The following is a 26,608-nucleotide window of genomic DNA, read 5'->3' as shown; positions in this document are numbered from 1 at the left end:
ATACTCAAAGATACACACGTCTTCCTGCTTCGGCAGACATATATGCCGCATAAACTACACGGATGGTATCATATGCAAGCTGAAAGTCCGACTTGGGAGCTCTGTCAAAATAGACTGCTTCCATAAAATCCTGAATTTCTCCGGTATACCCCCTGATAATTTCATCGGCAATAAAGGGGTTGTTCCAGCCAGTCTTTGCCGGGAGCATTTCTGAGAGTTGAATTCCATTTAAATTATCTTCATCTAAAAAGTATGTGGACATCATATCATTCATGGTAAGAGTACAGGTAATTGCTGCATCATTACAATATAATTCGATATAATTTTTGCTTCCTCCAAGACAGGTATCGGTTGCTATGACCAGTGCTTTGGACTGGTCTGAAAAAGTGAGTAAAACCGTTCCATTATCCTCTACATCATTTGGCCGTGCCTTGATATGACGGTGGTCATAATCGGAAAGCGTGGTGGTAATAGTACCCATATCTGCCAGAACACTTTCCACTCTGATATCAACACCGCGGGCCTTTGCTTCCTGCTGTTTTAACCAAAGGAGTGCACAAAGGGGATGGGTTCCGGTGCGGATAAAGGTTCCTCCTCCGGTCTTTGACCAGGAGCCTGCAACGGGAGAACTTGATCCTTTCAGGCTCTCCTCTCCTTTCATATAAAGAATACGGCTCTTTTTTGACGAAATAATCTCTTCCGCTTTAGCAACAGCGGGCGCGTAGATAAAGTTTTCTGCATACATGAATTTGCAGCCGGATTCTTCAATGATTTGTTTCATATTTTCCAGAGAACCCAACAGCTTCTCGTACATGACCGCTTTGGGTATGTTTTTTCCGATTGGTTCTGGATCAGTAGCTGACCCAAAGTAACCGGAAAGGGGTTTTTCGCAAATGACATGCTTTCCAGCTTTTACTGCTTTTACAATCATTTCTTCATGGACGTAAGGCGGTGTGCAGATATCAATCACCTGAATTTCCGGATCCATAAGCAAATCATTAAAGTCGAAGGTTGCAATTTCAAATCCATAAAGCTCCTTTGCAGGCAATAACTGCTCCGGGCGCCTGGCAGCAATGGTCTTAAAGCGAAGCGGTACCCTGCTTACCCGGTTATATGCGTGCATATGCAGTTCTGTTGCCCTGCCTGCACCAACCATTCCTATTACAACCTGATTCATTTAACTCCCCCCTCAAGTTTCAGAGTAATCCGGTCTGTTGGAACTGCGTAGCATACAGTCTCCACAGCAACCATATCGGTATAGTTTCGGACAAACAAATGATAATCCGGATTTAATTCTTTCATCATTAGTGGGATTTTGTAATAGTCCTTCAGGTTATGGTAAATACAAATACATAACACAGGTTTATACTTACTAATCACAGCCCTGGCACCGGTCAAAGCCGCTGGTTCTGCGCCTTCAATATCCATTTTTATCATGGTCACTGGCTCGTCTTTTAAAATATGATCCAGTGTATCTGCCAAAACTTCAATCTCCCCCTCATCAGCAATATGCCCTGCGCTCTTTGCCGATTGAAATTTTAAAACTGTCTTTTTATTCCAGCATGCAATATTATGGGCTGTCACGTTTTTATAGTTACTATCTGCAACTTTCTGTTTTAGTTCTAAATAGATATCTTTATCCGCTTCTATTGCAATATATTTTCTGCAGTTTCCTCCGGTTAACTGAAAAAAAGCCTCCATGGTATCTCCATTGTAGCTTCCGCAATCACAAAAAATTTCATCTGATTTTAAATTCAATAGTTCCTGGTCAAAATACTGCTCTTCCAAAGGGGAGGATATAAATTCCAGATAATTATTATCCAGAGAAATCTTGGAGTTCAATATATTTAGATAGACTTCTTTGGAACGTTTATCTGCCAGACTGTTATACACCTGCCTGAATTCATCAAAATGAAATTTTACAATCTGATAAGCAGTTTCATCTTTGTAAGTATAATAATCATTGGCAACTGTAAAGCCTGCCATATCAATCATTGAGTCTTCTAGCCCCAGTAAGTTCAGCTGCTTTCTTATTTCAGGAAAACGCATACTGGCAATAATAATATGAACCGGTTCCTCTTTTGCCTTTTCAATGACTTCTAACGGTGATAATATGGTATATCCATTCTTTTGCGTTCCCCAGAGTTCCTTTTTATTATCAGCATAATTTTTTAATCCGCTTAAGCAGTTGAATTCTTTAAAGAATTGGTAAAGTGCGTCGGAAGCGCTCCCCGACCCCCAGATGATGACGTTATCTTTGTTGCTGATTTTTTCCGCATACTTCCCTGCATTTGTCTTATATAAATCCTTATTTAGAAGTTTTTCTTCAAACTCGTTTTTACCTGTCATAGCTCCCCCTGTCCCCCTTGATTTCTCTCCAACCTCTTATTTGGCCGATCCTGATCTCCGTCTGCTTTAAAAAACAGGGTTCCGTCCAGTTTGTAATGAGCCCATATATCAACGTTCTCGCGTAAAAATGGTTCAAAATAGTTAGGTATGATATTGGGATCATCATCTGACCTGTAAATGAAACCGGCGTCCCATAAATATTGTTCTTCAAATCCATAGGTGTAAAAATCCATATACTCTAAATTCATTTCTTTCATAATTTCATCTAACGTATTTCTCAACCCGGAAAACAAACGTTGATCTCCCATATAATCCACAATGCGAAAGATTCTTGCTCCGTTACATTCAATTACCCGCGCCATCATAAGTGCACCTACTTTGCCGCTCTCGTTTTTTAATCCATAAACAGAATAGTGGTAGTACGGATGGCAGAAATATCGTTTGTTTACATACCAGCTGTCTTTGTACGGAATAGAATAGATACTCTCGATATTAAAATTTTCATTTACTTCGTTTATGGAACTAAAAAGCATAATTTTTGTATCAAAATGATTTTCCTGCAAGATTTCCGGTTTCTTTTTAACCAGTGCAATTTTAAATTCTTCAATTTCAGTATTTAACTTATAATATTGTCTCATGCGGACGGTTCTGTCATGAAAATACAGTTTTCTTAATGGAATCGTGGTATTGGGGTTGGCTCCGTTACCAATCTGGGTTCGACATCCGGTGATGTCAAACACCCGTTTTGCCAGCTCTATGCCTAAAAGAGGCATGTTTTCACCCGATTCACGCACTTTCCACATGCTGCCCCAGATATCCTTCTTCTTAACATCTTTCGTATCAGAACATTTGATAAAACCAAAAATACCTTCCAGTAATCGGCTGTTTTTATCAATTGCCAGGATAAAATTAATCTGATTTCCATCCTGATACTCATATCGAAACAGATCTCTGTCCTGGGACATGATATGGCCTTTTTTCCAGTACTTATCAATGAAATCCATAATCAGTTCTATATCAGAGCTGTCAGCAAGCCGGATCTCATACCGTGTATCGAATTGATTCATAGTGTTTTACCTCCTGGTTCATGTCCGTTCCTTGTCCAGACGACATTTGAATTTTTCACTGACGGGTGGAAAATCGTTGGTGTCAAGGCGCGGAATTGTAAGGTTGCTGCACTCTGATAAATCAGCCACCTTTACCTGAGTAGTAAGTCCCAGTTTACACCCCGTAGAAGTGATGTATTGCAAAAGCGCCTCATTATAACTGCCATAAGGATAATTCATTACCCAATTTTTAGCGTCTATATATTCCGACATGACATCCAATGCCTGCCTGATATCTTTCTGCATATCTTCCTCAGACAAGCGGCCCAGCCAGTAATGGTTATATCCATGCAAGCCAATATACATGCCCTCCTGTTTCATAAGCCTGATCTGATCTGAAGTCAGATACAGTTCACCAGCTAATTTATCTTCTGATATGCCTACATATTTTTGAAACAGGTCATCACAGATCTTACTTCTTACTTTTTCCGGCAATACAGTCTGAAGCATTCGCTTCACGAAAATTGTTTCTTTGCTGTCAAATCGATTTACAGATGCATATTGATTAAAAAGCGTACTATTATCAGGATATTCGTATTCTGATCCCCGGTAATAATCCATGCGTTTAAGAACTGACGGCAATAGAACGTCTATCTGTGTGGTGGCTAGTATATAATGAATTTTATTTACATCCAATAAAACATGCTCTTTCAGTGTCTTCCCGGAGATAAAAAAAGAGCCCTGTAAATTTTCTGCCTTTAATATTGGAAATACGGAAGTATAATGATCCAGATAACCGTCGTCGAATGTGAGTAAAACTGCTTGTTTGGGCAGCTCATACTGGTTATTGCAGGCACAATTCAATTCTTCCATGGTAATAACCGTAAAATTTTGTTTTAAATATTCTATTTGTTTTCTGAAGCAGGCTGTATCCAGTCCTTTTATCTGGGGATAACGGCTGTGTTCCAAATCCCTTACATAGTGATACATGATTACGTAGACTTTATTTTGCATTTTCTTTTTGATATCTCATTTCTATCATCCTATGCAAAGTGTCAGATGCTTCGTTCCTCTCCTGTACATAAGCAAAACCCTAAACACAAAAATGGAGGTACTGCTTAGTAGACTTAGCTACTTATGCAATACCTCCACTGCCATCAAATGCTGCTTTTACATTAATACCCTTTGCTTACCTATTTATTGATCATGGCTGTCTGTCTCATCAACCATTCCCACTCCTCTGCAATATGTCTGCACGACTTCATAAGAATCACTGAGCACTACAAGATCTGCATCGTATCCTGCATTCAGACGCCCTTTTCTGTCATCCACTCCCAGACACTTCGCCGGGTTTATGGTACAGGAATTGAGAGCAGAATCAAAAGGCACCAAAGCTTCCTCTACCAGAAGTTTTAAGCCCTTGTTCATCTTCAGCGTACTTCCTGCAATCGTTTCTGTTCCCTTTAAATAAGCAAGACCATTTTCCCTGACCTCAATATCATGACCACCCAGCTGGTACTGTCCCCCTGCCGGACAGTTCTTGGCTCTCAGAGAATCGCTGATCATGATGGCATAGTCCCTGCCTTTTGCCGTATAATAGTTATTTAAAGCTGCCAGGTGACTGTGACAGCCATCACAGATGATCTCGCCGTAAATATCACGTACTCTGAGAGCAGTCCCTACCAGCCCTGGATCCCGGTGATGATAAGGAGTCATGCCGTTATAGACATGAGTCATGGAGGTGACGCCATTGGCAATTCCCATGAGAGCCTGGTCATACGTAGCAGCCGAATGCCCCATACTTACCACTACACCATGCTTTTTACAATATTTCGTAAGAGCGAAGTTTTCATCCCGCTCTGGAGCAAGAGTAATATATTTAATCTTTCCTTTTGCTGCTTTCTGATAACTTTCAAACTGTTCCACAGAGGGCTTTGCTATGGCTTCCGGAGGCTGTGCTCCTTTGTACTTCATGTCCAGATAAGGCCCCTCAAAATGAATACCAAGGATCTCGGCACCCTCATAACCATCATTTACAACATTGGCTATGTTGGTAACTGCTTTTTCCAAAACTCCTGGCATCTGAGTCACTGTTGTGGGTAAAAGTGCAGTAACTCCCTCTTCGGGAATTCTTTTAATCCAATCCCTGAGGCCCTGTGGCTCACCGTCATTGGTATCATAGCCATATGCTCCATGAGTATGAATATCGATAAACCCCGGTACGATCCGATCATTTCCATAATCACGATCGGCTGGCTGGGTTCCATACCCGTTCACTGCTGAAATTTTCCCTTCCAACAACTCAAGCTGTGCCGGAATAAACTGTCCTGCAATCCATACGCGTCTGCTCTGTATTATCATATTCCTACCCCTCTTTCTTTCCGGATCACTATACTGATGTGACAGGTCAAACCTGACCTTTCTTTCAGTATATACAGTTGCTTTCCGGTTTTCAAGAAGTTTTGGAAATTTTTTTTATTTATTCCTTTATTATAAAAATTATATTCTTACATAATTGGCCAGCGTATGGTCACACGGAATAAATCGGCCTCTGTTTCAACGGTGAGCTTTCCGTTCTGCAGCTCCACAAAGCTTTTCGCAATTGCCATACCAAGACCGGACCCTTCTGTATTGCGCGCCTGATCTCCTCTGGCAAAACGTTCGGTTATCTCCTCAGGATTAAAGGTCAGCTCTGCAGCTGATATGTTTTTTAATATGATCTCCACCCAGTCATTCTCTTTTCTCATATCAATGTAAGCCCGGGTTCCTGGCATGGCATATTTGATAATGTTGGTCAGCAGGTTATCAAAAATCCGGTACGTCTTCTGACTGTCCAGAGAAAGAATGATTTTTTCATCAGGCAGATTCCAGCGAAAATCAATGGTGGATTCCTCGATCTTATCGCTAAGTTCAAAACTAACTTCTTTTAACAGACTGACAATATCAACATCCTCCAGTTCCAGTGTTACATTGTTGCTGTTGGCCTTGCTGATCTCAAATAAATCCTCAATCAGCGCTTTTAACCGCATGGACTTCTGTTCCAGAATATCGATATAGGCTTTACGCTGTTCCGGAGTTGCATGATCATCCTTTAGTAAATTTACATAGGTTATTATGGCAGTAAGGGGTGTTTTTAAATCGTGAGACATATTGCTGATTAAATCAGTCTTTAACTTCTGGCTTTTGACTTCTTCATCAACGACTCCCTTAAGACCGCTCTGAATCTTTTGTATTTCTTTTTTAAATGGTTCAAATACACCTAAATCTTCTTCAATTACAACCTCTAAATTTCCTTCCGCTATCTGATTGGTAGCTTTCAACAGCACGTTGTATTTTCTGCTTAAATCAAGATAATATTTTCTCATCACGAAAAACAGAATAATCGAGTAAAGAAACAATGCTCCGATACCCAAAAACCAGAGACTGCATAAGATAGTAAGTACAATAAAATTTACAGCTGCAATTTTAAAGATTGTACGGTCCGATTTTTCCTGTAAATTTATGTTTCCTAAATATCGATACAATTTTCTCAGGCTGTTTACTACCCAGCCACAGAATAACCCACATAAGGTCCTCTCCTTATAATAACGGGTAATGCCAATGTGAAATACATCTCTCATACACAGGACTGCCCAGTAAATCACAGCAAAAGGAACTGCCCACCAGAGGAGATTCCATAGCTTAACCATGATATCTGCTGCTTTAGGAATAAAATTGGCACGTAACAGCGCACTATATAAATCACCCCGGTTTGTCACTGCAACCAGACTAGTAAGTCCTGCTCCAAAAGCAACCGAGCCGGCTACGATTCCAACCACCAGTTCCAATGGGGTTCTTAAAATAGCATTTCCATCAGCCAGATTCACATCCATGCAGGAAAACAGAAATGCAAGAGCGGCTACGGCGCATACCAGTCCGATAAAGATACGTGTGACACTCCCCGAGTTTTCATAAGCAGTCCAGATATTCCCACTGGTATCTTTGAATGATGAAATCTGCTGCTCTGACATACCATAGGCAAATGTCATATTCCGTGGATTGGACAGTTTTAGATTACCCATCTGGAAATAGTCATCATAATAACTTTCCATAGGATCCTTATCTCCAAAATCCTGAAGCGTATTGAGTAAATAAGCTGTATTTTCCCCTCTCACACAGCTGATATCCATACGCCCAAGTTCATCGTAATGTAAAACTGCCTGAAATACATAATAACTGTTATTGGGTATAAACCGTCCTTCTGAATGATCCAGGATCACTTTGCCGTTTTCATCTATCATCTGATAATCAATGGAATTGCGGACATTTCCAAAATTTCTGTTCCAGTTTTCAAATTCCCGGATGCAGTTTTTGCGAAGTCCCCTTAAATATTCTGTTCTTTCGTCCTCTCCGTCTCCTTCATCTTTCGTTATCTGGATATTCGATGAAGAAGATCCAGATAATTCAGTGACTGTGCTTTTTTCGCTTCCATCACTGCTTGCCGCTTTTAGTTCTGCTTCAGCCTCTGGTAAAAAATATTGAAAGGGCGAAAGAATTTTATTCTGCTCTTTCTGTGCATCTTCCAATGCCAAAACGTAATTGCCGTTCACAAGATGTTTTAGAAAAGCACTCTCTTCGTAAATTGGAGCCCCATTTCTGGAAGACTCATTTTCAAAGTAGGGATACAGTTCCACCATTGCAAATGCTGCGGCAAGAATAACCAACGCGGCTAGTAACCCGCTGATTCTATGCCTGTTTTTCAATTTTATATCCAACTCCCCACACCACCTTCAAATATTTCGGTTCTTTCGGATTTAATTCAATCTTTTCCCGAATTTTTCTTATGTGCACCATAATGGTATCGGTATTAATTGCCCGTTCATTCCATACTCTTTCATAAATTTCTTCTGCAGAAAATACCCTTCCAGGATTTTTCATAAGAAGTGCAAGGATTTTAAATTCAATGGGAGTCAGCTTTACCAGCTTTTCATCTACGGTAACCTCCACCGTATCCTCATTTAATTCCAGACCTCCAATGGAATAAACATTGCTTTTCTCTTTTTGTTCTTTTGCTTCCAGCATATCCATATACTTTCTGTACCGTCTCAACTGGGAATTTACTCTTGCAAGAAGCTCCATGGGAGTAAATGGTTTTGCAACATAGTCATCTGCACCAATGTTGAGACCCATGATTTTATCCACCTCTTCTGACTTGGCGGACAGAATAATAACCGGAAAATCATGTTTTTCCCGCAGCTTCACAGTCATGGTGATTCCATCCATACGAGGCATCATGACATCGACAATAGCCAGATGTATTTCCTCCTGCTCCAGAATCTTTAATCCCTCTACTCCGTCTGCCGCCTGAAACACTTCGTATCCCTGACTTCTTAAGTATATTTCCACTCCCTGCCTGATTTCTTTGTCATCTTCAACTAATAAGATGTGGTTTGCGTCCATGTGATCTCTCCTTATCTATCATAATCCGCTGATTTCTCCCAGCGTTCCATGCATTTATTATACCTCACTCTGATTGTTTCTCCATATTCTTAGGATAAAATACCAATCTTAAAATGATTGTCACAGAAAACAAAAGAAATTCTAAAATTCCCTGTATCCGGCATTATTTAAAAAAGGTGCTAAGGAAAACAACCTCCTTAAGCACCTTATCATTTAGATTTCGTTTGTAGTCTTTCTGATATTTGTATCCATCAGCCTGTTAAAGCCCAGCCAGCCGTTATTATCCCCAGCCGCTCTCAGCACTTCAATCATAGTCTCCATCTTTGCATCTGTGTTATCTGCAAAATTAAGAGCCAGTGCCTCAATCAGAGCCGGTTTTTTCGGGGAACCGTATTCCAGTTCTCCATGATGAGCCAGAATACAATGCTTTAATTCGGTAGCAGACTTCTCCGGGAAACCGGGAATGGTACGGATTCTCTCTCCTATCATCTCAGTTCCGATAACGATATGTCCAAGCAGCTGCCCGTCATCGGTGTAATCATTCTCCGGAAATATGGAAAGCTCCTTTGTTTTGCCGATGTCATGAAACATGGCTGCAGTTAGCAAAAGATCCCGATTAATCAAAGGATAATACCCTGCATAATAGTCACAAAGCTTCACTACACTCAGTGTATGTTCCAGCAGACCGCCTACAAATCCATGGTGTACGCTCTTCGCTGCAGAATGGAACTGGAATGCCTTGGCAAATGCAGCATCCTCTATGAAAAAGCTTTCTAAAAGAGCCCGGTAATAAGGACTTTTTACAGAACGGATAAAGCCGGTCAGTTCTTCAAACATCACTTTGATATCTTTACCGGAAACAGGAAGATAATCCCCTGGGATATATTCTCCTTCTTCCGCTTTTCTGATTCTCTTAATATTCAGCTGATTGGAATTCTGGAACACCGTAACATCTGCATCTATGTATACATAATCCAGAGTCTCAAAGTTTCCGATACCCGGGGAACCCAAATCCCAAATTTTAGCATCCACAGTGCCGGTTTTATCCTGAAGTATCAGGTTGCCGTACTCCTTTCCTGACTTTGTCAGGGAAATCTGCCTGTTTTTGCACAAATACACATCAGAAACATGCATTCCTTCCCGGAATGATTCAATATACTTCATTTTTTTCCTCCATATCTCACTGACAGCAACAAGGAAGCCAGGATAATTACCTGGCTCCGATGGTTACCTGATATTCTATCTTTTTATATTCTTCCCGGCCATTGCGGGATACAGTCACAGGAATGATCTGTCCCGGACTTGATTTTTCCAAAACCACCTGAAAATCCTTCATGGTAACAATGGTTGCTCCGCCCATCTCAGTGATAATATCACCGCTCTGTATTCCTGTATTGTAAGCAGGGCTGTCTGTATTCACTTCCATTACATAGACTCCCAGAGGTATACCGCTACTGTTCATGGCTGAGCTTACTTCCTGTCCTTTGATTCCAAAGTAGGGGAATGGCGCACCATTGCTCATCTTTTCAAGAATACTCTTGTAATCGGATATGCCCATAGCTGCAGTCATATCTTTACTGCTGTCATTTTTATATTGATCCGTCACCCAGCCGATAATCTGACCGGACGTATTCATAAGGAACGTTCCCACTCCGGCATTCCCTCTGACATCGGTATACAGAATTCTGGTCATTCCGTCAATGGTCTGAACATTCTTGGTTATAAAAGAAATAAAACCATATCCGGTTGAATGAACCATCCCAGCAGGTCCGCCAATTGCAACAACAATGTCTCCCTGCTTGACCGAATAAGAGTTGCCTAGTTCAATCGCTTTCATATCTTCCAGCTGGGTTCTGCTAAGTTCCGCTGTGGAAACGCTGACAATCGCCATACCAGAAAGCTTATCTGTCTGTTTAATCTTTCCCTGAACCTCTGTCCCGTCGGAAAAAGCCACACGAATCGCTTCTGCATCCTCAACTGCACCTTCCGGTGTTAAAATAAGAAGCTCCTGATTCGCAGATGAAATGATAACCCCCGAAAAAAGTCCGGAGTTTTCAACCGGGTTATTAAACCAGTCCGTCTGAGTCTTTACGGAGTGAACCGTAACGATTCCCTTGTCCGCCTTTTGAACCACAGATTTTAAGCTTCCGTAAAGAGTGCTTAAATCATCTACGGAAAATGGATACTTTTCCATAGCGGACTTAAGAATCTCCTCAATTGGTTCTGTCTCAGCCGCAGTTGTAGAAGTTTCAGCAACAGAAGTAACGGTCTCAGGCTCATCCTTTGGTATGGTCACCGGAGTCGTCTCACCGGTGGACTCTCCCACAAGTAATCTCTCAGCTACAGGTTTGGATATGACAAATGTAACCGCCGCAACCATTCCGAAAATAACTGCAGTCACTAAAAGACCCAGAAATCTTTTCAGCATATCCTTTTTTGACATGGGCTGTTTTACAATCTTTTCATTGATAAAACGGCGTGGCTCCGCCTTTCTATCGTCTGGCCCGTTATTTTCCGGCATACTTACCCTCCTTTTCAGAAGACCTAAGTACTATTATAATGTTCTTCCCGGTTTAATGCAAGAAAAACATATGAAACAACCATAATAACAAGGAAAAACAATCACCTGAGGATTGCAGTTTTTGTCTCTCCTATGCTATACTGTAACCGATCCCATTATTCAAGAGCCGGTTCTCACGCCGGTTAAATATCCAGAAAGAAAGCAGAATAATTAAGGTATAAACTTATGAATCAAAAAGCACTGAAAACTTTAGAATACTATAAAATAATTGAACAGCTCACCGAATATGCATCCTGTGAATATGGGAAAGAACTGTGCCGCAGACTGGTGCCTTCCACCGATTATGAGGAAATAACCACTTCCTTAAGGGAAACCACAGATGCAGTCACAAGAGTCCGGCAAAAAGGCGGAATTTCATTTGGGGGTGTGAAAGATATCCGGGCTTCCTTAAAACGTCTGGAGGTAGGAAGTTCTCTTGGAATGATTGAGATTTTATCCATCAGCTCCCTTCTTAGCGCATCCGCAAAAGCAAAGGCATATGGCCGCCATGAGGATCAGGAGACTTCCGAAGATTCTCTGGAAGAATTTTTCCGCATTCTGGAGCCATTGACTCCGGTTAACAACGAGATCAAGCGCTGTATCATTTCTGAGGAAGAGGTCAGTGATGATGCCAGCCCCGGCCTTCACCATGTCAGACGTTCCATGCGTTCTATTAATGATAAGATTCACACACAGATGAACTCCATTTTAAATTCCAACCGTTCTTATTTACAGGATGCCGTCATTACCATGCGGGATGGAAGATATTGTCTCCCGGTAAAAGCGGAGCACAAATCCCAGGTAACCGGAATGGTTCATGACCAGTCCTCTACCGGCTCCACTTTATTTATTGAGCCCATGGCAATTGTAAAGCTGAATAACGATTTAAGAGCTCTGGAGATCCAGGAACAAAAAGAAATCGAGATGATTCTGGCAGATTTAAGCAATCAGCTGGCACCTTATTTAGAAGAGCTGGAGACAAACTTCCATACTCTTACCAGACTGGATTTTATCTTCGCGAAAGCAGCGCTGGCCAAACATTACAACGCCAGTGAGCCAATTTTTAACACCAAACATGAAATTCATATTAAGGATGGCCGTCATCCCCTGCTGGACCCGAAAAAGGTTGTTCCCATCAACATCCATTTGGGAAAAACCTTTGACCTTTTAATTGTGACTGGCCCAAATACCGGCGGTAAGACGGTGTCATTAAAAACAGTAGGCCTGTTTACCCTGATGGGGCAGTCCGGTCTTCACATTCCGGCATTTGACGGTTCTGAGCTTTCCGTATTTGATGAAGTATTTGCTGACATCGGTGATGAACAGAGTATTGAGCAGAGCCTTAGTACCTTTTCCTCTCATATGACAAACATTGTGAAGATTTTAAATCAGGCAGACAGCAATTCTCTCTGCTTATTTGATGAACTTGGAGCCGGTACAGATCCTACAGAAGGAGCCGCACTGGCAATCTCCATCCTTTCTTTCCTTCACAATATGAAATGCCGCACTATGGCAACCACTCATTACAGTGAATTAAAGGTCTTCGCACTTACTACGCCAGGTGTGGAAAATGCCTGCTGCGAATTCAATGTGGAGACGCTTCAGCCCACTTACCGGATACTCATCGGCGTTCCAGGAAAAAGTAATGCCTTTGCGATCTCAAAGAAGCTGGGACTCCCGGATTATATTATCGATGAGGCGAAAAACCATCTGGAAGCAAAGGATGAAACCTTTGAGGATCTTCTGACGCATCTGGAAGAAAACAGGGTTACCATTGAAAAAGAGAGCATTCAGATTGCCTCCTATAAGCTGGAAGTGGAACAGCTGAAAGCCCGCCTGACTCAGAAAGAGGAACGGCTTGACGAGAGTCGGGATAAGATGATAAAAAACGCCAGAGAAGAGGCGCAGAGAATCTTACGGGATGCCAAGGATACAGCAGATTCCACCATACGCCAGATCAATAAGCTGGCTGGCGAATCCGGAGTGGGCAAAGAGCTGGAAGCAGAGCGAAGCCGATTACGAAACAAGCTTCAGGATGTGGACTCTTCCCTGTCTTTAAAGAGAGAACAGAAAAACCCGAAAAAGGGAATTGACCCGAAAAAGCTGAAGCTGGGAGACGGGGTAAAGGTTCTAAGCATGAACTTAAACGGAACTGTAAACTCCCTTCCCAATGCCAAAGGGGATTTATATGTTCAGATGGGGATTTTGCGGTCATTGGTTAACATATCAGACTTAGAGCTGCTCTATGATGATTCCGTTTCTGCACCGTCAGAAAACCGGGCGAAAAAGACAGGAAGCGGAAGCAGTTCTACCCGTATGTCCAAATCCTTTTCCATTTCACCTGAAATTAATCTAATCGGCATGACCACAGATGAGGCAATCCCTCAGCTGGACAAATATTTAGATGACGCTTATCTTGCCCATCTTCCCCAGGTACGGGTGGTTCACGGACGCGGTACCGGTGCTTTAAAGAATGCAGTGCATAAGCATTTAAAGAGATTAAAATATGTAAAAGAATTCCGGCTTGGCGTCTTCGGTGAAGGTGATTCCGGAGTGACCATTGTCTCATTTAAATAAATATTAGAACGGGGGATCCATTATGGCAGAAAAACAGCGGATTTTAATTGTGGACGATGACAGCAATATTGCAGAACTCATTTCCCTATATCTTTTAAAGGAATGCTATGAAACAGAAATCGTGGGGGACGGAGAGGAAGCGCTTCGGGTTTTTCCTGAATTTAAACCCAATCTGGTTCTGCTGGATTTAATGCTTCCGGGCATGGACGGCTATCAGGTCTGCAGAGAGCTTCGCACCGGATCCCAGGTGCCTATTATCATGCTGTCCGCAAAAGGCGAGGTCTTTGACAAAGTCCTGGGACTGGAGCTTGGCGCTGATGATTATATGATCAAACCTTTTGATTCCAAAGAGCTTGTGGCACGGGTTAAGGCAGTCTTACGGCGCTGTCAGACTTCTCCTGCTGCAGCTGCCTCCCATACGGACCAGCAGGGCGACTTTGTGGAATATCCGGATCTGATTGTCAACTTAACCAACTACTCCGTCATTTATATGGGACATTCTATTGAAATGCCGCCAAAGGAGCTGGAGCTTCTTTATTTCCTTGCCTCCTCTCCCAACCAGGTATTTACAAGAGAACAGCTTTTGGACCATATCTGGGGGTATGAATATATTGGTGACACAAGAACCGTGGATGTTCATATCAAGCGTCTGAGAGAAAAGATAAAGGACCATTCCGGCTGGTCACTCTCCACAGTGTGGGGGATTGGGTATAAATTCGAAGTGAAACGGTAGTTTTATAAATATCATAAGAGGCTGATGTAAAATAAATGTTCCATGCATTTTACGTCAGCCCCTCTTTTAACCAATGAAAATAAGGAATGACATGAATACCAAAAAGAGTTATACTTGATGCATTAGACACAGGTAAGTATATATCTGCACAATATAGAGGTGAACATTCCATGACACATTCTTTGTATTATAAATTTATTATGGGTTACTTGCTCTTCGGTTTGTTGGGTTTTGTAACCATCGCGTCCTTCTCTTCCAGGATTACCGACCAGTATCTCCTTGGCCAGCAGTCAGAATGTCTGTATGATGAAGCCAACCAGATTGCCTCATCCTTTAGCAGCATGTATCACGGAAAGGATATGAAGCTTTCCTCTTCCTATCCCGGTCTTGTAAATGAAGCGGATTATCTCCACGCCCGCATCTGGATTGTGGACCGTCAGGGCAAGATCGTATCCGACAGCCAGCAGCCAGGGAAAGACGGAGATATGATTGAAAATTTTGACCCTACCATTATGGGGAATAAATCCTATACCATCGGTAATTACTACAACGAGTTTCCTTACGATGTATTAAGCGTACATGCTCCCATAACAGGGAACTATACCACTCATGGGTATGTGGTGATTCATCTTCCTATATCCTATTTACAGTCTCAGAGAAACGGTATATTAAATATCGTATACATTACCTCAGCGGTAGTATTCGGTTTTTCTCTGATCATTTTGCTGGTTTTTACAAAAAATGTTTATATCCCCCTGAAAAAGATTACAGCGGGAGCCAACGAATATGCACAGGGTAATCTGACTCATCACATTGATGTGAATACAAGGGATGAGATGGGATATCTGGCGGCCACCTTAAATTATATGTCTGATGAGATCAATAAAATGGAGGAATACCAGCGGACCTTTATCGCCAATGTGTCACACGATTTCCGTTCCCCCCTCACTTCCATCAAAGGATACTTAGAGGCCATCTTAGACGGCACCATACCGCCCCAGATGCATGAAAAGTATTTAAACCGGGTGATATCCGAGACAGAACGGCTCAATAAGCTGACACAGGGCATGCTGACCCTTAATTCCCTTGACTGCAAAGGATATTTAAACCGTACAAATTTTGATATCAACCGGGTAATTAAAGATACGGCTGCTTCTTTAGAAGGTACCTGCAATACAAAAAACATTACATTTGACCTGACCTTCTCTGACAGCATTCAGATGGTCCACGCTGACCTTGGCAAGATCCAGCAGGTTCTCTATAATCTTATTGATAATGCCATTAAATTCAGCCATACGGATTCCACCATATATATACAGGCTTCCGGTAAGTATGAAAAAATCTTTATCTCTGTAAAAGACACAGGAATTGGAATACCAAAAGACAGCATTAAAAAGATATGGGAGCGGTTTTACAAATCAGACCTGTCCAGAGGAAAGGACAAGAAAGGGACTGGGCTGGGACTTGCAATTGTCCGGGAAATCATTCAGTCTCACGGAGAAAACATTGATGTGGTCAGCACAGAAGGGGTTGGATCTGAGTTTATATTCAGCCTTCCTAAATCAACTAATTTATAGGAACTCCTGTGTAATAGAAAAAGCAGATAAGATCAGACGCTTTCATTGTCCGAACTTATCTGCTTTTGTATCTTTTTAAGAAATGAATCACTTACGCTCATCCCGGCTGTCAGATATTCTCTTTTCTTTTTTATCTTTCAGAATACGTTCCAGTTCTTCAATCTGTTCCATTGACAGCTCTTCTTCCAGAAACTTGGTAAAAAGCATATTTAAAGCGCCGTCATAGACCTTTTTTAAGAAGGATTCATTTTCAGATCTGATGCACTCTTCTTCCGAGAGCAAAGGATAGTAATAATAAACTCTGCCCTTCTTTTCAAATCCAATCACTTCTTTTTTGATAAGTCTTGTTATAAAGGTTTTTATTGTCTGTGCTGACCACATCATTCTGCCAGATAGCAGGTTAATGATCTCTTCTGAGGTTATGGGGTTAGACTTCCATATAAGTTTCATAATTTCCCATTCTGCTTCTGATATTTTTGGAAGTGTGCTCATATATATAACTCCTTTTGGGTCTGCATTTGTAAGCTGTATCTTAGTTTAAACCTGCGGAGTATGTTTGTCAATTCACAATTACAGGGGATTCATACAACTCTTTCATCAAACAGAAAAGCACGCCAGCCTCCTGATCCAGGAAAGACAGCATGCCTTTTTTATCAATAAAATCTTATAATCGTTTTACTGCATCCATTGCCAGTACAGACCGTTCGCATTCCTCTGCCTGCAGGGTAATCTGCCAGCACAGAGAACTTCCTTTCATATGCTCAGCCGCATAACTGAGTCCGTTGGTCCGTTCATCTAGAAACGGGCGGTCGATCTGATTGGGATCTCCAAGCAGTATGATCTTTGTTCCTTTTCCTGCACGGGTTATAATTCCCTTGACCTGATTGGGCGTCATATTCTGGGCTTCATCGATAATTAAATAAGTCTGAATGATGGAGCGTCCCCGGATAAATGTCAGCGCCTCTGTTTTAATCAGGCCTCTGGCAAATATTTCTTCGATTTTGCCCGATAGTTCATCCTCATTTTCATATCGCTTCTCCTCATTGGAATCAATGAGCTGCTCCAAATTGTCAATTACAGGTCTCATCAGCGGAGAGATTTTCTCCTGCTCGTCTCCCGGAAGAAATCCTATGTCAGAATCAAACTGGGCATTGGGACGGCTGACAATGATCCGTCTGTATTCTCCGGTTGGATTGTTTAAAAGCTTTTCGAGCCCTACTGCAAGAGAGTAAAAGGTTTTGGCTGTCCCCGCCATACCTTTAATGATGACTAACGGCGCTATTTCGGCAGGCTGCAGCAGGGCTTCCTGGGCGAAATACTGACCCGCATTCCTGGGTGCAACCCCATAGGGCCTGCTTTTCTGGTAGTCAAGAGGGACTATTTTATCTCCATTCACTCGTCCCAGAACCGTTTTTCTGGTTGACTGATCCGCTTTTAATATAACAAACTGATTTTCAAACAGCTTTGGACTGCTTTTAGCACCTGATTCATCGGTAATGTATACCCGATCAGTTGAAATTCCCTTTTTCTTAAAATCCTTAAAATTCTCCTCTGGAGCAAAAACCTCAATTCTTCCTGTGTATTGCTCCTCTCGCCCGGATACCTGCTCGGTTGTAAAATCCTCGGCCCGGATTCCGATAATCTGCGCTTTAATACGCAGCAATATGTCCTTCGTTACCAGTATAACCTCTCCCTCAAGCCCTCTGCATACCTTGAGAATGCGATTATCCATTTTGTCGTCGGGAAGATCCGGGGGAAGCACAACATCTACAAAGTTTTTTTCAATCCTGATTGTTCCTCCATGTTCCAGTTTTACTCCTGTCAGTAAATCTCCCTGATGACGCAGCTGTTCCAAAAGCCTTATGGCCTTTCGTGCATTGGCACCTGTTTCGCCCTCAGCCTTTTTTAAGTGATCCAGTTCTTCCAGTACAGCGACCGGAAGAACTACCCGGTTATCATCGAAACAATTGATGGCGTAAGGGGCCTGAATCAGAACATTGGTATCTACCACATAGGTTTTTATCATTTACCGGACTCCTTTGCAATTTCAGAAACTTTGGTTTCTGTAAATCTGATTATACCTTCTGCCAGAGACTCCTGTAATCACAGTATGGTAAAAGAAATGTAAAAACAGATTCAATTTTCTGGAATCCGGTTCCAGATATCCTAAATTTTATAATATATGTTCCTGTTCATCCTCATTGAATGACCCTGACTGTTCCGGACCTTTAAACAGCAGTCTTTTTAATGACCAGATAATCATAATGGAACCGGTAAGAAAAAACACGGTCATAAAGACCAGCTGAATCAGATTTCTGATTCCGGAAGAGATAAGAAGTTCCGGAACCAGCTGAAATGCCAGCCAGACCAGATATCCCCCTCCTACCAGTCTTAAACCCAGAGTAATGGGCGCAGGTGACTCACCCTGCTTCTTTTTGTCTTCACTCATGTTATGCTCCTATACTCTGACACGAACGGATTTCCGTTCTACTGCCTCTGAATCAAAAAGATAATTTCCATTAAAATAGGGATTTTCAATCATGCGTATCATGTTTTCCGCTGCTTTTTTCCCCAGTGCCTCCATAGGGTGGGGAAAAGAAGTAATGGGCACCTCTCCCAGGGATGCCAGCTCCGAATTATCAATGCTGACCAGGGATAAATCTTCGGGAATCAAAATCCCCCTCTTCATGCAGATGCCCGACAGCAGATAAGCTACCTCATCGTTATAACAGACCAGTGCCGTACAATCTTTTAACCGGTCAAACAGATAATCCGACCAGGCTTCCAGATCATTCTGACTCACCGAATCAATCCAGACAATCCCCCTTCTGTCTATGCTGATACCAGCCTGCTTCATTGCCTTTACAAAACCCAGATAACGAAGATGCCCCTGTCCGTCATCACATTTAAAGATCCCCCCGATCTTTTTGTGCCCTGCATGAATCAGATATTCAACCGCTTTTTTGGTCACCAGTTCATCATTGAGTGCTACACAGGGAAATGACAGCTGGGGATAACTGCTGTTAAAAAACAGGACAGGCAACTGCTGTTTCGCCAGCCTGCGGTAGGAATCCAGATTGGGATTTGGCAGCGCACTTTTTGCCGGTTCCACAATCAGCCCGTCTATAAACCCTTTGTCTAACAGCTTATCAAGAATTTCTCCTTCTTTTTCGATTCTGTTTCCTGTAAATGCCACCTGCATGGTATAGCCTGCCTTTGACAATGTTTTTTCAATCCCTTTTAATACGGGAGGAAAAATATAGCTGTCTACATAGGTACTGATTACTGCAATGTTCTGGTAGCGTTCTTTTCTCACTTCCCGGTTTCCCACTCCTAAATAAGTTCCGCTTCCACGAATTCTGGTCAGCATGTTTTTCTGTTCCAATACATCAATGGCATGACGGACCGTCTGCCTGCTGAGTTCAAATTCACGGCTTAGTTCGTTCTCTGACGGCAGCTTATCCCCAGTTTGGAACACCCCTTTTTGGATCTGCTCCATAACCCAGTTTACAACAGCCATATATTTTGCTTCCTGCGACTGCATCTTCTCTCCTACTGTCTTTGATTATTTTTTTCTTTTGGACAACAAGTCAACCGTAACTGCTCCTAATAATACAGCTCCTTTTACGATTTTCTGAATATCCGTAGACCAGCCATAAAGAGACATTCCGTTGTTTAAGATTCCCATGATAAATGCTCCGACTACCGCTCCTATGATGGTTCCAATTCCTCCTGAAGTAGCCGCACCGCCAATATAACAGGAAGCAATGGCGTCCATTTCAAACTGATCCCCTGCTTTTGGCGTTGCTGATGCATTTCGCGCAGAAAGCACAATTCCTGCAATTGCACACATGATTCCCATGTTGGTATAAACCCAGAAGAAAACTTTTTCCGTGTTAATACCGGACAGACGGGCTGCTTTGGCATTTCCGCCCAATGCATAGATCTGCCTTCCTGCTACAGTCTTGCTGGTAATAAAGTGGTACAGGGCAACCAGAAGTCCCATAATGACGAGAACAAAGGGGATTCCATTGTAACGTGCCAGTTTATAGAAGAAAAACCATACAATTATCATGATTACACCCACCTTGGCAATTGTCTGCCACAATGGATTAACCGGAAAATCGTATTTCTTTTTTGTTTTTACACTTCTGATTTCCGATATGATAATAAAGGCAAATGCGATGAGCGCTGCTCCAATGGATACCAGATCCAGTGTGCCACCACCAAAGGGTATCTTAACAGTTGGAAGAAAGCCTGCGCCTATGTAAGTATAATTTGCCGGAAGAGGACCTTTGGTCTGTGCCTTTAACAAAGTATAGGTAAGCCCCCGCCCCATAAGCATGGTTGCAAGTGTGACAATAAAGGGAGGGATCGAAAGCTTTGAAACAAAAAAGCCAACAAACATACCGGAAAGTGTACCGATAGCCAGAGCCGCCAGAATAGCCACCCACATGCTGGTTTTTTGATCTACAATCATAATTCCCACAACCGCTCCGCATAAGGCGACAATGGATCCGACCCCCAGATCAATGTTACCGGTCAGAACACAAAGAAGCATGCCTACCGCCAGAATTACAATATAGCTGTTCTGCATGATTAAATTGTTAATGTTGGCCGGAGACATGTTTTTACCGCCGGTCATTGCAGCAAAGATCAAGAAAACCACGATTAGAGCCAGAATCATACCATACTGCTTCATGTTAATATTAACTGTTTTCTTCTTATCCATCTTTATTCTTCCTTTCCGTTGTCTTCCATGATACACTTCATAATCTTTTCCTGTGAAACCTCTTCCCTGGTAAGTTCTCCGCAGATATGTCCTCCGTTGATGACATAAATGCGGTCACAGGTTCCGATTAACTCCTGAAGCTCTGACGATATGACAAGAATGGCCTTACCTGCCTTTGCCAGATCATTGATGATGCAGTATATTTCATACTTTGCGCCAATATCAATGCCCCGGGTGGGTTCATCAAGAATCAGAATATCAGGCTGGGTCATCATCCATTTGGCAAGAACGACCTTCTGCTGATTTCCTCCAGACAGAGAGCTGACTGACTGGTTGATGGAATTAGACTTAACATTAATTTTTTTCCGGTAGTTTTCTGCGGAAATGATTTCATTATTATTATTAACTATCCCTTTTTTGGAAAAGAAGTTTCTAAGGGCTGCCAGCGTCATATTCCCTTTCACAGTGTCTATGAGAATCAGGCCGTAGTTTTTACGGTCTTCCGATACATATGCCAGCTTGTTGTTAATGGCATCTCTTACATTTCTTATAAGGGCCTGCTTCCCGTTTATCTTTATGGTTCCGCTTATCTTCTGCCCATAGGATCTTCCAAAAAGACTCATTGCCAGTTCCGTTCTTCCTGCCCCCATAAGTCCGGCAAATCCCACTACCTCACCAGCCTTCACATGAAAGGATACATTCTGAATGACATGACGATCCGGATCATCTGGATGATACGCATTCCAGTTTTCCACCTCGAATATGTTATCTTTTATTTCGCTGGTCCGCTCCGGATAACGGTTGGTCAGTTCCCTTCCTACCATTCCCTTTATGATCCTGTCTTCATTGATCTCATCTTTCCCTTTATCCAGAGTCTCAATGGTCTTTCCATCTCTGATCACGGTGATGGAATCCGCAACATAACTGATTTCATTCAGCTTATGTGAAATCATAATGCAGGTAATTCCATGTTTCTTCAATTCCAGCATAATGTTTAAAAGACGCTTGCTCTCTTCATCATTTAACGCTGCTGTCGGTTCATCTAAGATCAGAAGTTCCACCTGCTTTGCCATTGCCCTTGCAATCTCAATCAGCTGCTGCTTACCGACTCCAAGGCTGCTCACCGGTACATTTAAGTTTTCATTCTCAAGTCCCACCTTTGCCAGCATTTCCTGTGCCCGCTTATGGGTTTTGGTCCAGTCAATGACTCCTTTTTTACCTGTCTGCTCATTTCCCAGGAAAACATTCTCCGCTACTGACAGATAGGGGCTTAATGCCAGTTCCTGATGAATGATTACAATCCCCTTTGCCTCGCTTTGTTTAATGTTATGGAACTGGCACACTGCTCCGTGATAGACAATATCACCGCTGTAGGTTCCATAAGGATAAACGCCGGAGAGTACGTTCATAAGCGTAGACTTTCCGGCACCGTTTTCTCCGCAGAGAGCATGGATTTCCCCGCGTTTCACCTTGATATTCACATCATCAAGTGCCTTTACACCATAAAATTCTTTGGTGATGTGATTCATCTCCAGGATATAATCGGCCATCTTTCCAACTCCTTTTCTTTTTATCCTTCACGAAAACAGGCGGCAGTCTTTTCCACCGCCGCCTGTATGTACGTCTCTGCTACTGTGCCAGCTGTTGTTCTGTATAATAACCGCCATCAATAATGATCTTTTTGTAATTGTCCTTATCAACTGCAACCGGTGTACACAGATAAGAAGGAACTACCACCTTACCATTGTTATACTGGGTTGTATCGTTAATTTCAGGTTTTCCGCCTTCTAACACTGCCTGAACCATGGTAACGCATTTTTCAGCAAGAAGTCTGGTGTCCTTGTAAATGGACATGGTCTGATAACCGGAAATAACATTTTTTACTGCCATTAATTCTGCATCCTGACCAGTAATCAAAGGCCAGTCAACGCCAACCTTATAACCTGCTCCCTCTAATGCAGCCTTGCAGCCATAAGCGAAACCATCAAATGCAGATGCACAGATATCCAGCTTTTTGTCTGCATAGAAGCCAGTTAAGTAGTTCTCACAGTTTTGCTGTGCTGTTTCCTGAGACCATCTTAAGATACAGGTATCTTCAAATGAAGTACGTCCGGATTCGCATTTTAAGGTTCCGTCATCCAGATATGGCTTTAATACTTCCATTAAACCGTTATAGAGGAACAATGCGTTGTTATCATCAGGAGATCCCATAAAGAATTCGATGGTATAGGATTTTCCTTCTGCTTTTGCCTTATCTAACTGCTTTGATTCTTTGATGTACTCACCAATGGCTGTACCAACGCCCTTGTTATCAAAGGTTGCATAATAGGAAACAGCATCTGTATCCATCAGCAGACGGTCATAGGCAATAATCGGGATTCCGGCGCTCTTGGCCTGAGCTTCCACGTTGACCAGAGCTGAGGAGTCGATGGATGCAATTACCAGACACTTTACACCAGAAGCAATCATGTTTTCAATCTGGGAAACCTGCATCTGGACATCATCCTCTGCATACTGTAAATCCACCTGATATCCAAGGGCCTCCAGCTGTTTCTTCATGTTTGCACCGTCATTGATCCAGCGCTCAGAAGACTGGGTTGGCATAGCCACACCTACTTTTCCGCCGCTTCCCGCTGCTTTTGCTGCTTCTGTTGTTGCTGCAGCCGCTGCGGTTGTTGCAGCAGTGGTTTCCGCTGCTTTGGTCTCTGCTGCTTTGGTTCCTGCCGCCGTGGTAGCAGTTGTCTGAGACGAACTGCATCCAAATAATGCAGATGCCGCCAACACTGCACTAAGCATGACTCCAAGTACTCTTCGTTTCATCATTTCATACCCTCCTAATAATTACATTTTAGTATATACAATTTGCACATATTGCAAATATGTATTTTGTTTGTTTCGACATGGTTTGTCGAATTATGACAGATGCTGAATGTGATATTTGTTATAATATCTTTTTTAACATTCAGTTTTATGGTTATTTTTACTAAATTCTGTTATGAATCAAATATATAATTTCATCAATGTTTTGTCAATACATTTTTTAACATTTTAAGTATTTTTATTAAGTTGTCTATACAACTATGCGTAATTGACGGGTGATTGACGACAATTTTAGACATGAAATTACAAAAAAAACGACTCGTTCTTATAATTAAGAACAAGCCGTTAAATTCTTTCCTTATGATATAAATTCTTTTTAATAAATAACATGAAGCTTTTTATCATAAGCATTTCCCAAAAGGGTATCTATGTAAGCTGATGGGGTAAATCCAGACATCTTCACAAACTCCTTTATGAAGTGGGATTGATCATAATATCCTGATACCAGTGCGGCATCTGCTCCATTTGCACAGTGAATGGTTTCCACCAGTCTGCTCACTGATTTCTGAAAGCGGATAAACCTGATCAGATTTTTGGGATTCATGCCAAAATCTTCGTGGATTTTCTGATTTAAGTATCGCTCCGAATAACCTGTATAGCTGCTTAACTCCGAAAGCTTCAGGCTTCCGTCTGACTTTAGTATCTGTTGGTGTATTACGTATTTCAGACTGTTTTTATCTTCGACGTGATTATAAAAATATTTCAGATAAAAATCGAGAAAAACTTCTGTTTTTTCATGAAAGGATCCAGCTTCATACATACGCTCCAGCAGCCCTTCCCGTTCTCCGGTACTGCTCAGCATATCTTCCAGACTGATCTCATGATTCACCAGTTCATTAAGTTTCACGTTGCCGGCAACCGGATTGACCCCCGGCAGAAACCGTACTCCGAAATACTGGCAGTTTAATTCAGTTTTTGCGGTTCCTTTTTCTAACAGGGTACCTGCTGCCTTGGCTTTCATTACTCCATCCTTTTCCCAGAACAGCATATCAATACAGGCATCCGGAATCACTCCCATATGGTCTGATTCGGCAGTAAACTGATAAAAATGGGAAAGATTATATTTCATAATACATTTTTTAGAATAATTTGTGGTTGCCAGCACAAACTCAGGCTGTCTGGGACTCAGTGCCGGAACATTTTCTTTTCTCCATTCATTACTCATATTGTCTGCTCCTTTCTGTTTTTCCTGATTTAAAGGAAATGAGACGTATCCCTATAGAAACACAAAAGACACAAAGGGTTCAGAACGCCTTCGTGTCTTTTGATGCATTTTATCACTTTCTTTTTTCAAGGTCAAGAAATATTCTCATTTAAAGCCTGTCAGTTCTTTCCTTTTGACTTCCGATTTTTACAATACGTGTATGCAGTAAAACAGTTAGAATGACAAAAAAGACAGCGAGGTCTTATGATTCCATATCATAAGGCTTTTTTTAATGAAAGGAGGTACATAGGTGAAACGTATCAACTTTTCCTCCGTACCTAAACTCAACCGTCCTTCTCAAATGGTTGAGATTGAGCTGGAAGCGTTCATAACTGATGAAAATTAAGAAAGAAGAGGTAAAACATATGGCTTATCCTGAGGTTGATTTTATTTATCTGAATGAAGAAGACATGGTAAAAGCGGGCGTTACAGATATGAAAGGCTGCGTTGAGGCCATGGAGGAGATGTTCCGGCTGTTGAAAGCAGGCGATTTCCGAATGGGCGGTTCCAACGCCAACTCACATGGTATTATGATGACATTTCCGGAGGCTTCTTCATTCCCAAATATGCCCACAGACGGGCCCGACAGACGATTTATGGCAATGCCGGCCTACCTTGGCGGTAAGTTTGATATGGCAGGCATGAAATGGTACGGTTCTAACACTGAGAACCGGAAGAAGGGGCTTCCCAGATCCATTCTTATGCTGACACTGAACGATAAGGACACAGGCGCACCACTTGCCTATATGTCAGCAAATATTTTAAGTGCTTTCCGCACAGGAGCAGTGCCAGGAGTTGGTATTAAATATTTCTCCAGAGAAGATTCCAAAGTGGTAGGTATCATCGGACCCGGAGTTATGAGCAAAACCGCTTTTGATGCTGCAATGGCAGTAAGAGATCAGATTGATACGGTTAAAATAAAGGGACGAAGCCAGAAATCCATAGATGGATTTATCCAGTATGTCAGGGATAAATATCCTCAGATCAAAGAACTGATTGTGGTGGATACGGAGGAAGAAGCGGTCAGGGATGCAGATATTGTAAGTATTGCCACCTCCAGTCCAACGGGAGATCCTTCCCTGTATTCTTATATCAAGGAAGAATGGATTAAACCAGGAGCAATCCTCTGCTGTCCGGCAGCTGCCAGATTTGATGACGACTTTATCTTAAACAGGGCAAGAAACGTGGCAGATAACATTCAGTTATACGAAGCCTGGGCAGAAGAACTCCCCTATCCTTCCTACAACTCCGTTCCCATACCTGCAGTTCACTGCATGGATTTAATAAAAGACGGAGTCATGAAGGCAGATCAGGTGGATGACCTTGGGGATGTACTCACCGGTAAGGTTCCTGTTCACAGAAAAGAGAATGAAATCGTGATTTATTCCGTGGGGGGAATGCCCATTGAGGATGTGGCGTGGGGAACCATTGTTTACAGAAATGCTCTTAAAAATGAGATAGGAACCAGACTGAACCTTTGGAAAGAACCTTACCTTGCTTAAAAATTCAGG

Annotated in this window: 21 protein-coding genes; 4 read left to right on the top strand and 17 right to left on the bottom strand. The window is 42.1% G+C overall.

The window, feature by feature from the left end:
- Window positions 1-4 precede the first annotated feature (4 nt).
- The 9 genes from ABS301_RS23135 to ABS301_RS23095 form a co-directional block, all read right to left on the bottom strand.
- Window positions 5-1,177, bottom strand: coding sequence for a Gfo/Idh/MocA family protein (locus tag ABS301_RS23135; protein ID WP_349674429.1), 1,173 nt, complete (start codon window positions 1,175-1,177; stop codon window positions 5-7).
- Window positions 1,174-2,349: an FkbM family methyltransferase gene (locus ABS301_RS23130; protein ID WP_349674428.1), complete on the bottom strand. Its 1,176-nt coding sequence runs from the start codon at window positions 2,347-2,349 to the stop codon at window positions 1,174-1,176. Before ABS301_RS23130 ends, ABS301_RS23135 begins: the two co-directional genes overlap by 4 nt.
- Complete coding sequence (locus ABS301_RS23125) at window positions 2,346-3,416, bottom strand: hypothetical protein (protein ID WP_349674427.1); 1,071 nt, start codon at window positions 3,414-3,416, stop codon at window positions 2,346-2,348. Before ABS301_RS23125 ends, ABS301_RS23130 begins: the two co-directional genes overlap by 4 nt.
- Before the next feature lie 18 nt (window positions 3,417-3,434).
- A complete protein-coding gene (locus tag ABS301_RS23120; protein WP_349674426.1) occupies window positions 3,435-4,409 on the bottom strand; it encodes a polysaccharide deacetylase family protein in 975 nt (324 codons plus the stop codon).
- Between the two features lie 183 nt (window positions 4,410-4,592).
- A complete protein-coding gene (nagA, locus tag ABS301_RS23115) occupies window positions 4,593-5,756 on the bottom strand; it encodes an N-acetylglucosamine-6-phosphate deacetylase (protein ID WP_349674425.1) in 1,164 nt (387 codons plus the stop codon).
- A gap of 146 nt (window positions 5,757-5,902) precedes the next feature.
- Window positions 5,903-8,149 carry a sensor histidine kinase gene (locus ABS301_RS23110; protein WP_349674424.1) on the bottom strand — a complete coding sequence of 749 codons (2,247 nt, stop codon included), beginning with the start codon at window positions 8,147-8,149 and terminating at the stop codon, window positions 5,903-5,905.
- Window positions 8,121-8,834, bottom strand: a complete 714-nt coding sequence (locus ABS301_RS23105; protein ID WP_104437703.1) for a response regulator transcription factor — start codon at window positions 8,832-8,834, stop codon at window positions 8,121-8,123. The genes ABS301_RS23110 and ABS301_RS23105 overlap by 29 nt, the downstream gene beginning before the upstream one ends.
- A gap of 213 nt (window positions 8,835-9,047) precedes the next feature.
- Window positions 9,048-9,998, bottom strand: coding sequence for a 3'-5' exoribonuclease YhaM family protein (locus ABS301_RS23100; RefSeq protein ID WP_349674423.1), 951 nt, complete (start codon window positions 9,996-9,998; stop codon window positions 9,048-9,050).
- A gap of 46 nt (window positions 9,999-10,044) precedes the next feature.
- The gene (locus ABS301_RS23095; protein ID WP_349674422.1) at window positions 10,045-11,355 is read right to left on the bottom strand and encodes a S1C family serine protease; all 1,311 of its coding nucleotides are present in this window, start codon (window positions 11,353-11,355) and stop codon (window positions 10,045-10,047) included.
- Window positions 11,356-11,580: 225 nt separating this feature from the next.
- Between ABS301_RS23095 and ABS301_RS23090 the strand changes: the two genes are divergently transcribed.
- The 3 genes from ABS301_RS23090 (at window position 11,581) to ABS301_RS23080 (ending at window position 16,281) form a co-directional block, all read left to right on the top strand.
- Window positions 11,581-13,971, top strand: coding sequence for an endonuclease MutS2 (locus ABS301_RS23090; protein ID WP_349674421.1), 2,391 nt, complete (start codon window positions 11,581-11,583; stop codon window positions 13,969-13,971).
- 22 nt (window positions 13,972-13,993) lie between these two features.
- On the top strand, window positions 13,994-14,704 hold the full coding sequence (locus tag ABS301_RS23085; protein ID WP_349674420.1) for a response regulator: 711 nt from the start codon (window positions 13,994-13,996) through the stop codon (window positions 14,702-14,704).
- Window positions 14,705-14,874: 170 nt separating this feature from the next.
- Window positions 14,875-16,281, top strand: coding sequence for a sensor histidine kinase (locus ABS301_RS23080; protein WP_349674419.1), 1,407 nt, complete (start codon window positions 14,875-14,877; stop codon window positions 16,279-16,281).
- An 87-nt stretch (window positions 16,282-16,368) separates the two neighbouring features.
- Here ABS301_RS23080 and ABS301_RS23075 read toward each other — a convergent pair whose 3' ends face one another.
- The 8 genes from ABS301_RS23075 to ABS301_RS23040 all read right to left on the bottom strand — a co-directional run bounded on the left by ABS301_RS23075 (window position 16,369) and on the right by ABS301_RS23040 (window position 25,058).
- Window positions 16,369-16,773: a BlaI/MecI/CopY family transcriptional regulator gene (locus ABS301_RS23075; protein WP_349674418.1), complete on the bottom strand. Its 405-nt coding sequence runs from the start codon at window positions 16,771-16,773 to the stop codon at window positions 16,369-16,371.
- A gap of 172 nt (window positions 16,774-16,945) precedes the next feature.
- Window positions 16,946-18,307, bottom strand: a complete 1,362-nt coding sequence (locus ABS301_RS23070) for a PhoH family protein (protein WP_349674417.1) — start codon at window positions 18,305-18,307, stop codon at window positions 16,946-16,948.
- A 147-nt stretch (window positions 18,308-18,454) separates the two neighbouring features.
- The gene (locus ABS301_RS23065; RefSeq protein ID WP_349674416.1) at window positions 18,455-18,730 is read right to left on the bottom strand and encodes a hypothetical protein; all 276 of its coding nucleotides are present in this window, start codon (window positions 18,728-18,730) and stop codon (window positions 18,455-18,457) included.
- A gap of 9 nt (window positions 18,731-18,739) precedes the next feature.
- The gene (locus ABS301_RS23060) at window positions 18,740-19,825 is read right to left on the bottom strand and encodes a GntR family transcriptional regulator (RefSeq protein WP_349674415.1); all 1,086 of its coding nucleotides are present in this window, start codon (window positions 19,823-19,825) and stop codon (window positions 18,740-18,742) included.
- 21 nt (window positions 19,826-19,846) lie between these two features.
- Complete coding sequence (mmsB, locus tag ABS301_RS23055; protein ID WP_349674414.1) at window positions 19,847-21,013, bottom strand: multiple monosaccharide ABC transporter permease; 1,167 nt, start codon at window positions 21,011-21,013, stop codon at window positions 19,847-19,849.
- Between the two features lie 2 nt (window positions 21,014-21,015).
- Window positions 21,016-22,563 (bottom strand): multiple monosaccharide ABC transporter ATP-binding protein, encoded by a 1,548-nt coding sequence (gene mmsA, locus ABS301_RS23050; RefSeq protein WP_349674413.1) that lies wholly within the window; start codon window positions 22,561-22,563, stop codon window positions 21,016-21,018.
- 79 nt (window positions 22,564-22,642) lie between these two features.
- Window positions 22,643-23,833: a multiple monosaccharide ABC transporter substrate-binding protein gene (gene chvE, locus ABS301_RS23045; protein WP_349674441.1), complete on the bottom strand. Its 1,191-nt coding sequence runs from the start codon at window positions 23,831-23,833 to the stop codon at window positions 22,643-22,645.
- A gap of 376 nt (window positions 23,834-24,209) precedes the next feature.
- The gene (locus ABS301_RS23040; protein WP_349674412.1) at window positions 24,210-25,058 is read right to left on the bottom strand and encodes a helix-turn-helix domain-containing protein; all 849 of its coding nucleotides are present in this window, start codon (window positions 25,056-25,058) and stop codon (window positions 24,210-24,212) included.
- A gap of 374 nt (window positions 25,059-25,432) precedes the next feature.
- Here ABS301_RS23040 and ABS301_RS23035 point away from each other — a divergent pair, with 374 nt between their 5' ends.
- The gene (locus tag ABS301_RS23035; protein ID WP_349674411.1) at window positions 25,433-26,599 is read left to right on the top strand and encodes an ornithine cyclodeaminase family protein; all 1,167 of its coding nucleotides are present in this window, start codon (window positions 25,433-25,435) and stop codon (window positions 26,597-26,599) included.
- Window positions 26,600-26,608: the final 9 nt, after the last annotated feature.

The sequence above is a fragment of the Lacrimispora sp. genome (assembly GCF_031982545.1).
Taxonomy (GTDB): Bacteria; Bacillota; Clostridia; order Lachnospirales; family Lachnospiraceae; genus Lacrimispora.
This window is presented reverse-complemented; position numbering and strand designations above follow the sequence as displayed.

Bases quoted from the DNA above. Each gene is read 5' to 3' on its own strand.
- ABS301_RS23135 (WP_349674429.1), bottom strand. From the start codon at position 1,177: ATGAATCAGGTTGTAATAGGAATGGTTGGTGCAGGCAGGGCAACAGAA.
- ABS301_RS23130 (WP_349674428.1), bottom strand. From the start codon at position 2,349: ATGACAGGTAAAAACGAGTTTGAAGAAAAACTTCTAAATAAGGATTTA.
- ABS301_RS23125 (WP_349674427.1), bottom strand. From the start codon at position 3,416: ATGAATCAATTCGATACACGGTATGAGATCCGGCTTGCTGACAGCTCT.
- ABS301_RS23120 (WP_349674426.1), bottom strand. From the start codon at position 4,409: ATGCAAAATAAAGTCTACGTAATCATGTATCACTATGTAAGGGATTTG.
- nagA (WP_349674425.1), bottom strand. From the start codon at position 5,756: ATGATAATACAGAGCAGACGCGTATGGATTGCAGGACAGTTTATTCCG.
- ABS301_RS23105 (WP_104437703.1), bottom strand. From the start codon at position 8,834: ATGGACGCAAACCACATCTTATTAGTTGAAGATGACAAAGAAATCAGG.
- ABS301_RS23100 (WP_349674423.1), bottom strand. From the start codon at position 9,998: ATGAAGTATATTGAATCATTCCGGGAAGGAATGCATGTTTCTGATGTG.
- ABS301_RS23095 (WP_349674422.1), bottom strand. From the start codon at position 11,355: ATGCCGGAAAATAACGGGCCAGACGATAGAAAGGCGGAGCCACGCCGT.
- ABS301_RS23090 (WP_349674421.1), top strand. From the start codon at position 11,581: ATGAATCAAAAAGCACTGAAAACTTTAGAATACTATAAAATAATTGAA.
- ABS301_RS23085 (WP_349674420.1), top strand. From the start codon at position 13,994: ATGGCAGAAAAACAGCGGATTTTAATTGTGGACGATGACAGCAATATT.
- ABS301_RS23080 (WP_349674419.1), top strand. From the start codon at position 14,875: ATGACACATTCTTTGTATTATAAATTTATTATGGGTTACTTGCTCTTC.
- ABS301_RS23075 (WP_349674418.1), bottom strand. From the start codon at position 16,773: ATGAGCACACTTCCAAAAATATCAGAAGCAGAATGGGAAATTATGAAA.
- ABS301_RS23070 (WP_349674417.1), bottom strand. From the start codon at position 18,307: ATGATAAAAACCTATGTGGTAGATACCAATGTTCTGATTCAGGCCCCT.
- ABS301_RS23065 (WP_349674416.1), bottom strand. From the start codon at position 18,730: ATGAGTGAAGACAAAAAGAAGCAGGGTGAGTCACCTGCGCCCATTACT.
- ABS301_RS23060 (WP_349674415.1), bottom strand. From the start codon at position 19,825: ATGCAGTCGCAGGAAGCAAAATATATGGCTGTTGTAAACTGGGTTATG.
- mmsB (WP_349674414.1), bottom strand. From the start codon at position 21,013: ATGGATAAGAAGAAAACAGTTAATATTAACATGAAGCAGTATGGTATG.
- mmsA (WP_349674413.1), bottom strand. From the start codon at position 22,563: ATGGCCGATTATATCCTGGAGATGAATCACATCACCAAAGAATTTTAT.
- chvE (WP_349674441.1), bottom strand. From the start codon at position 23,833: ATGAAACGAAGAGTACTTGGAGTCATGCTTAGTGCAGTGTTGGCGGCA.
- ABS301_RS23040 (WP_349674412.1), bottom strand. From the start codon at position 25,058: ATGAGTAATGAATGGAGAAAAGAAAATGTTCCGGCACTGAGTCCCAGA.
- ABS301_RS23035 (WP_349674411.1), top strand. From the start codon at position 25,433: ATGAAAATTAAGAAAGAAGAGGTAAAACATATGGCTTATCCTGAGGTT.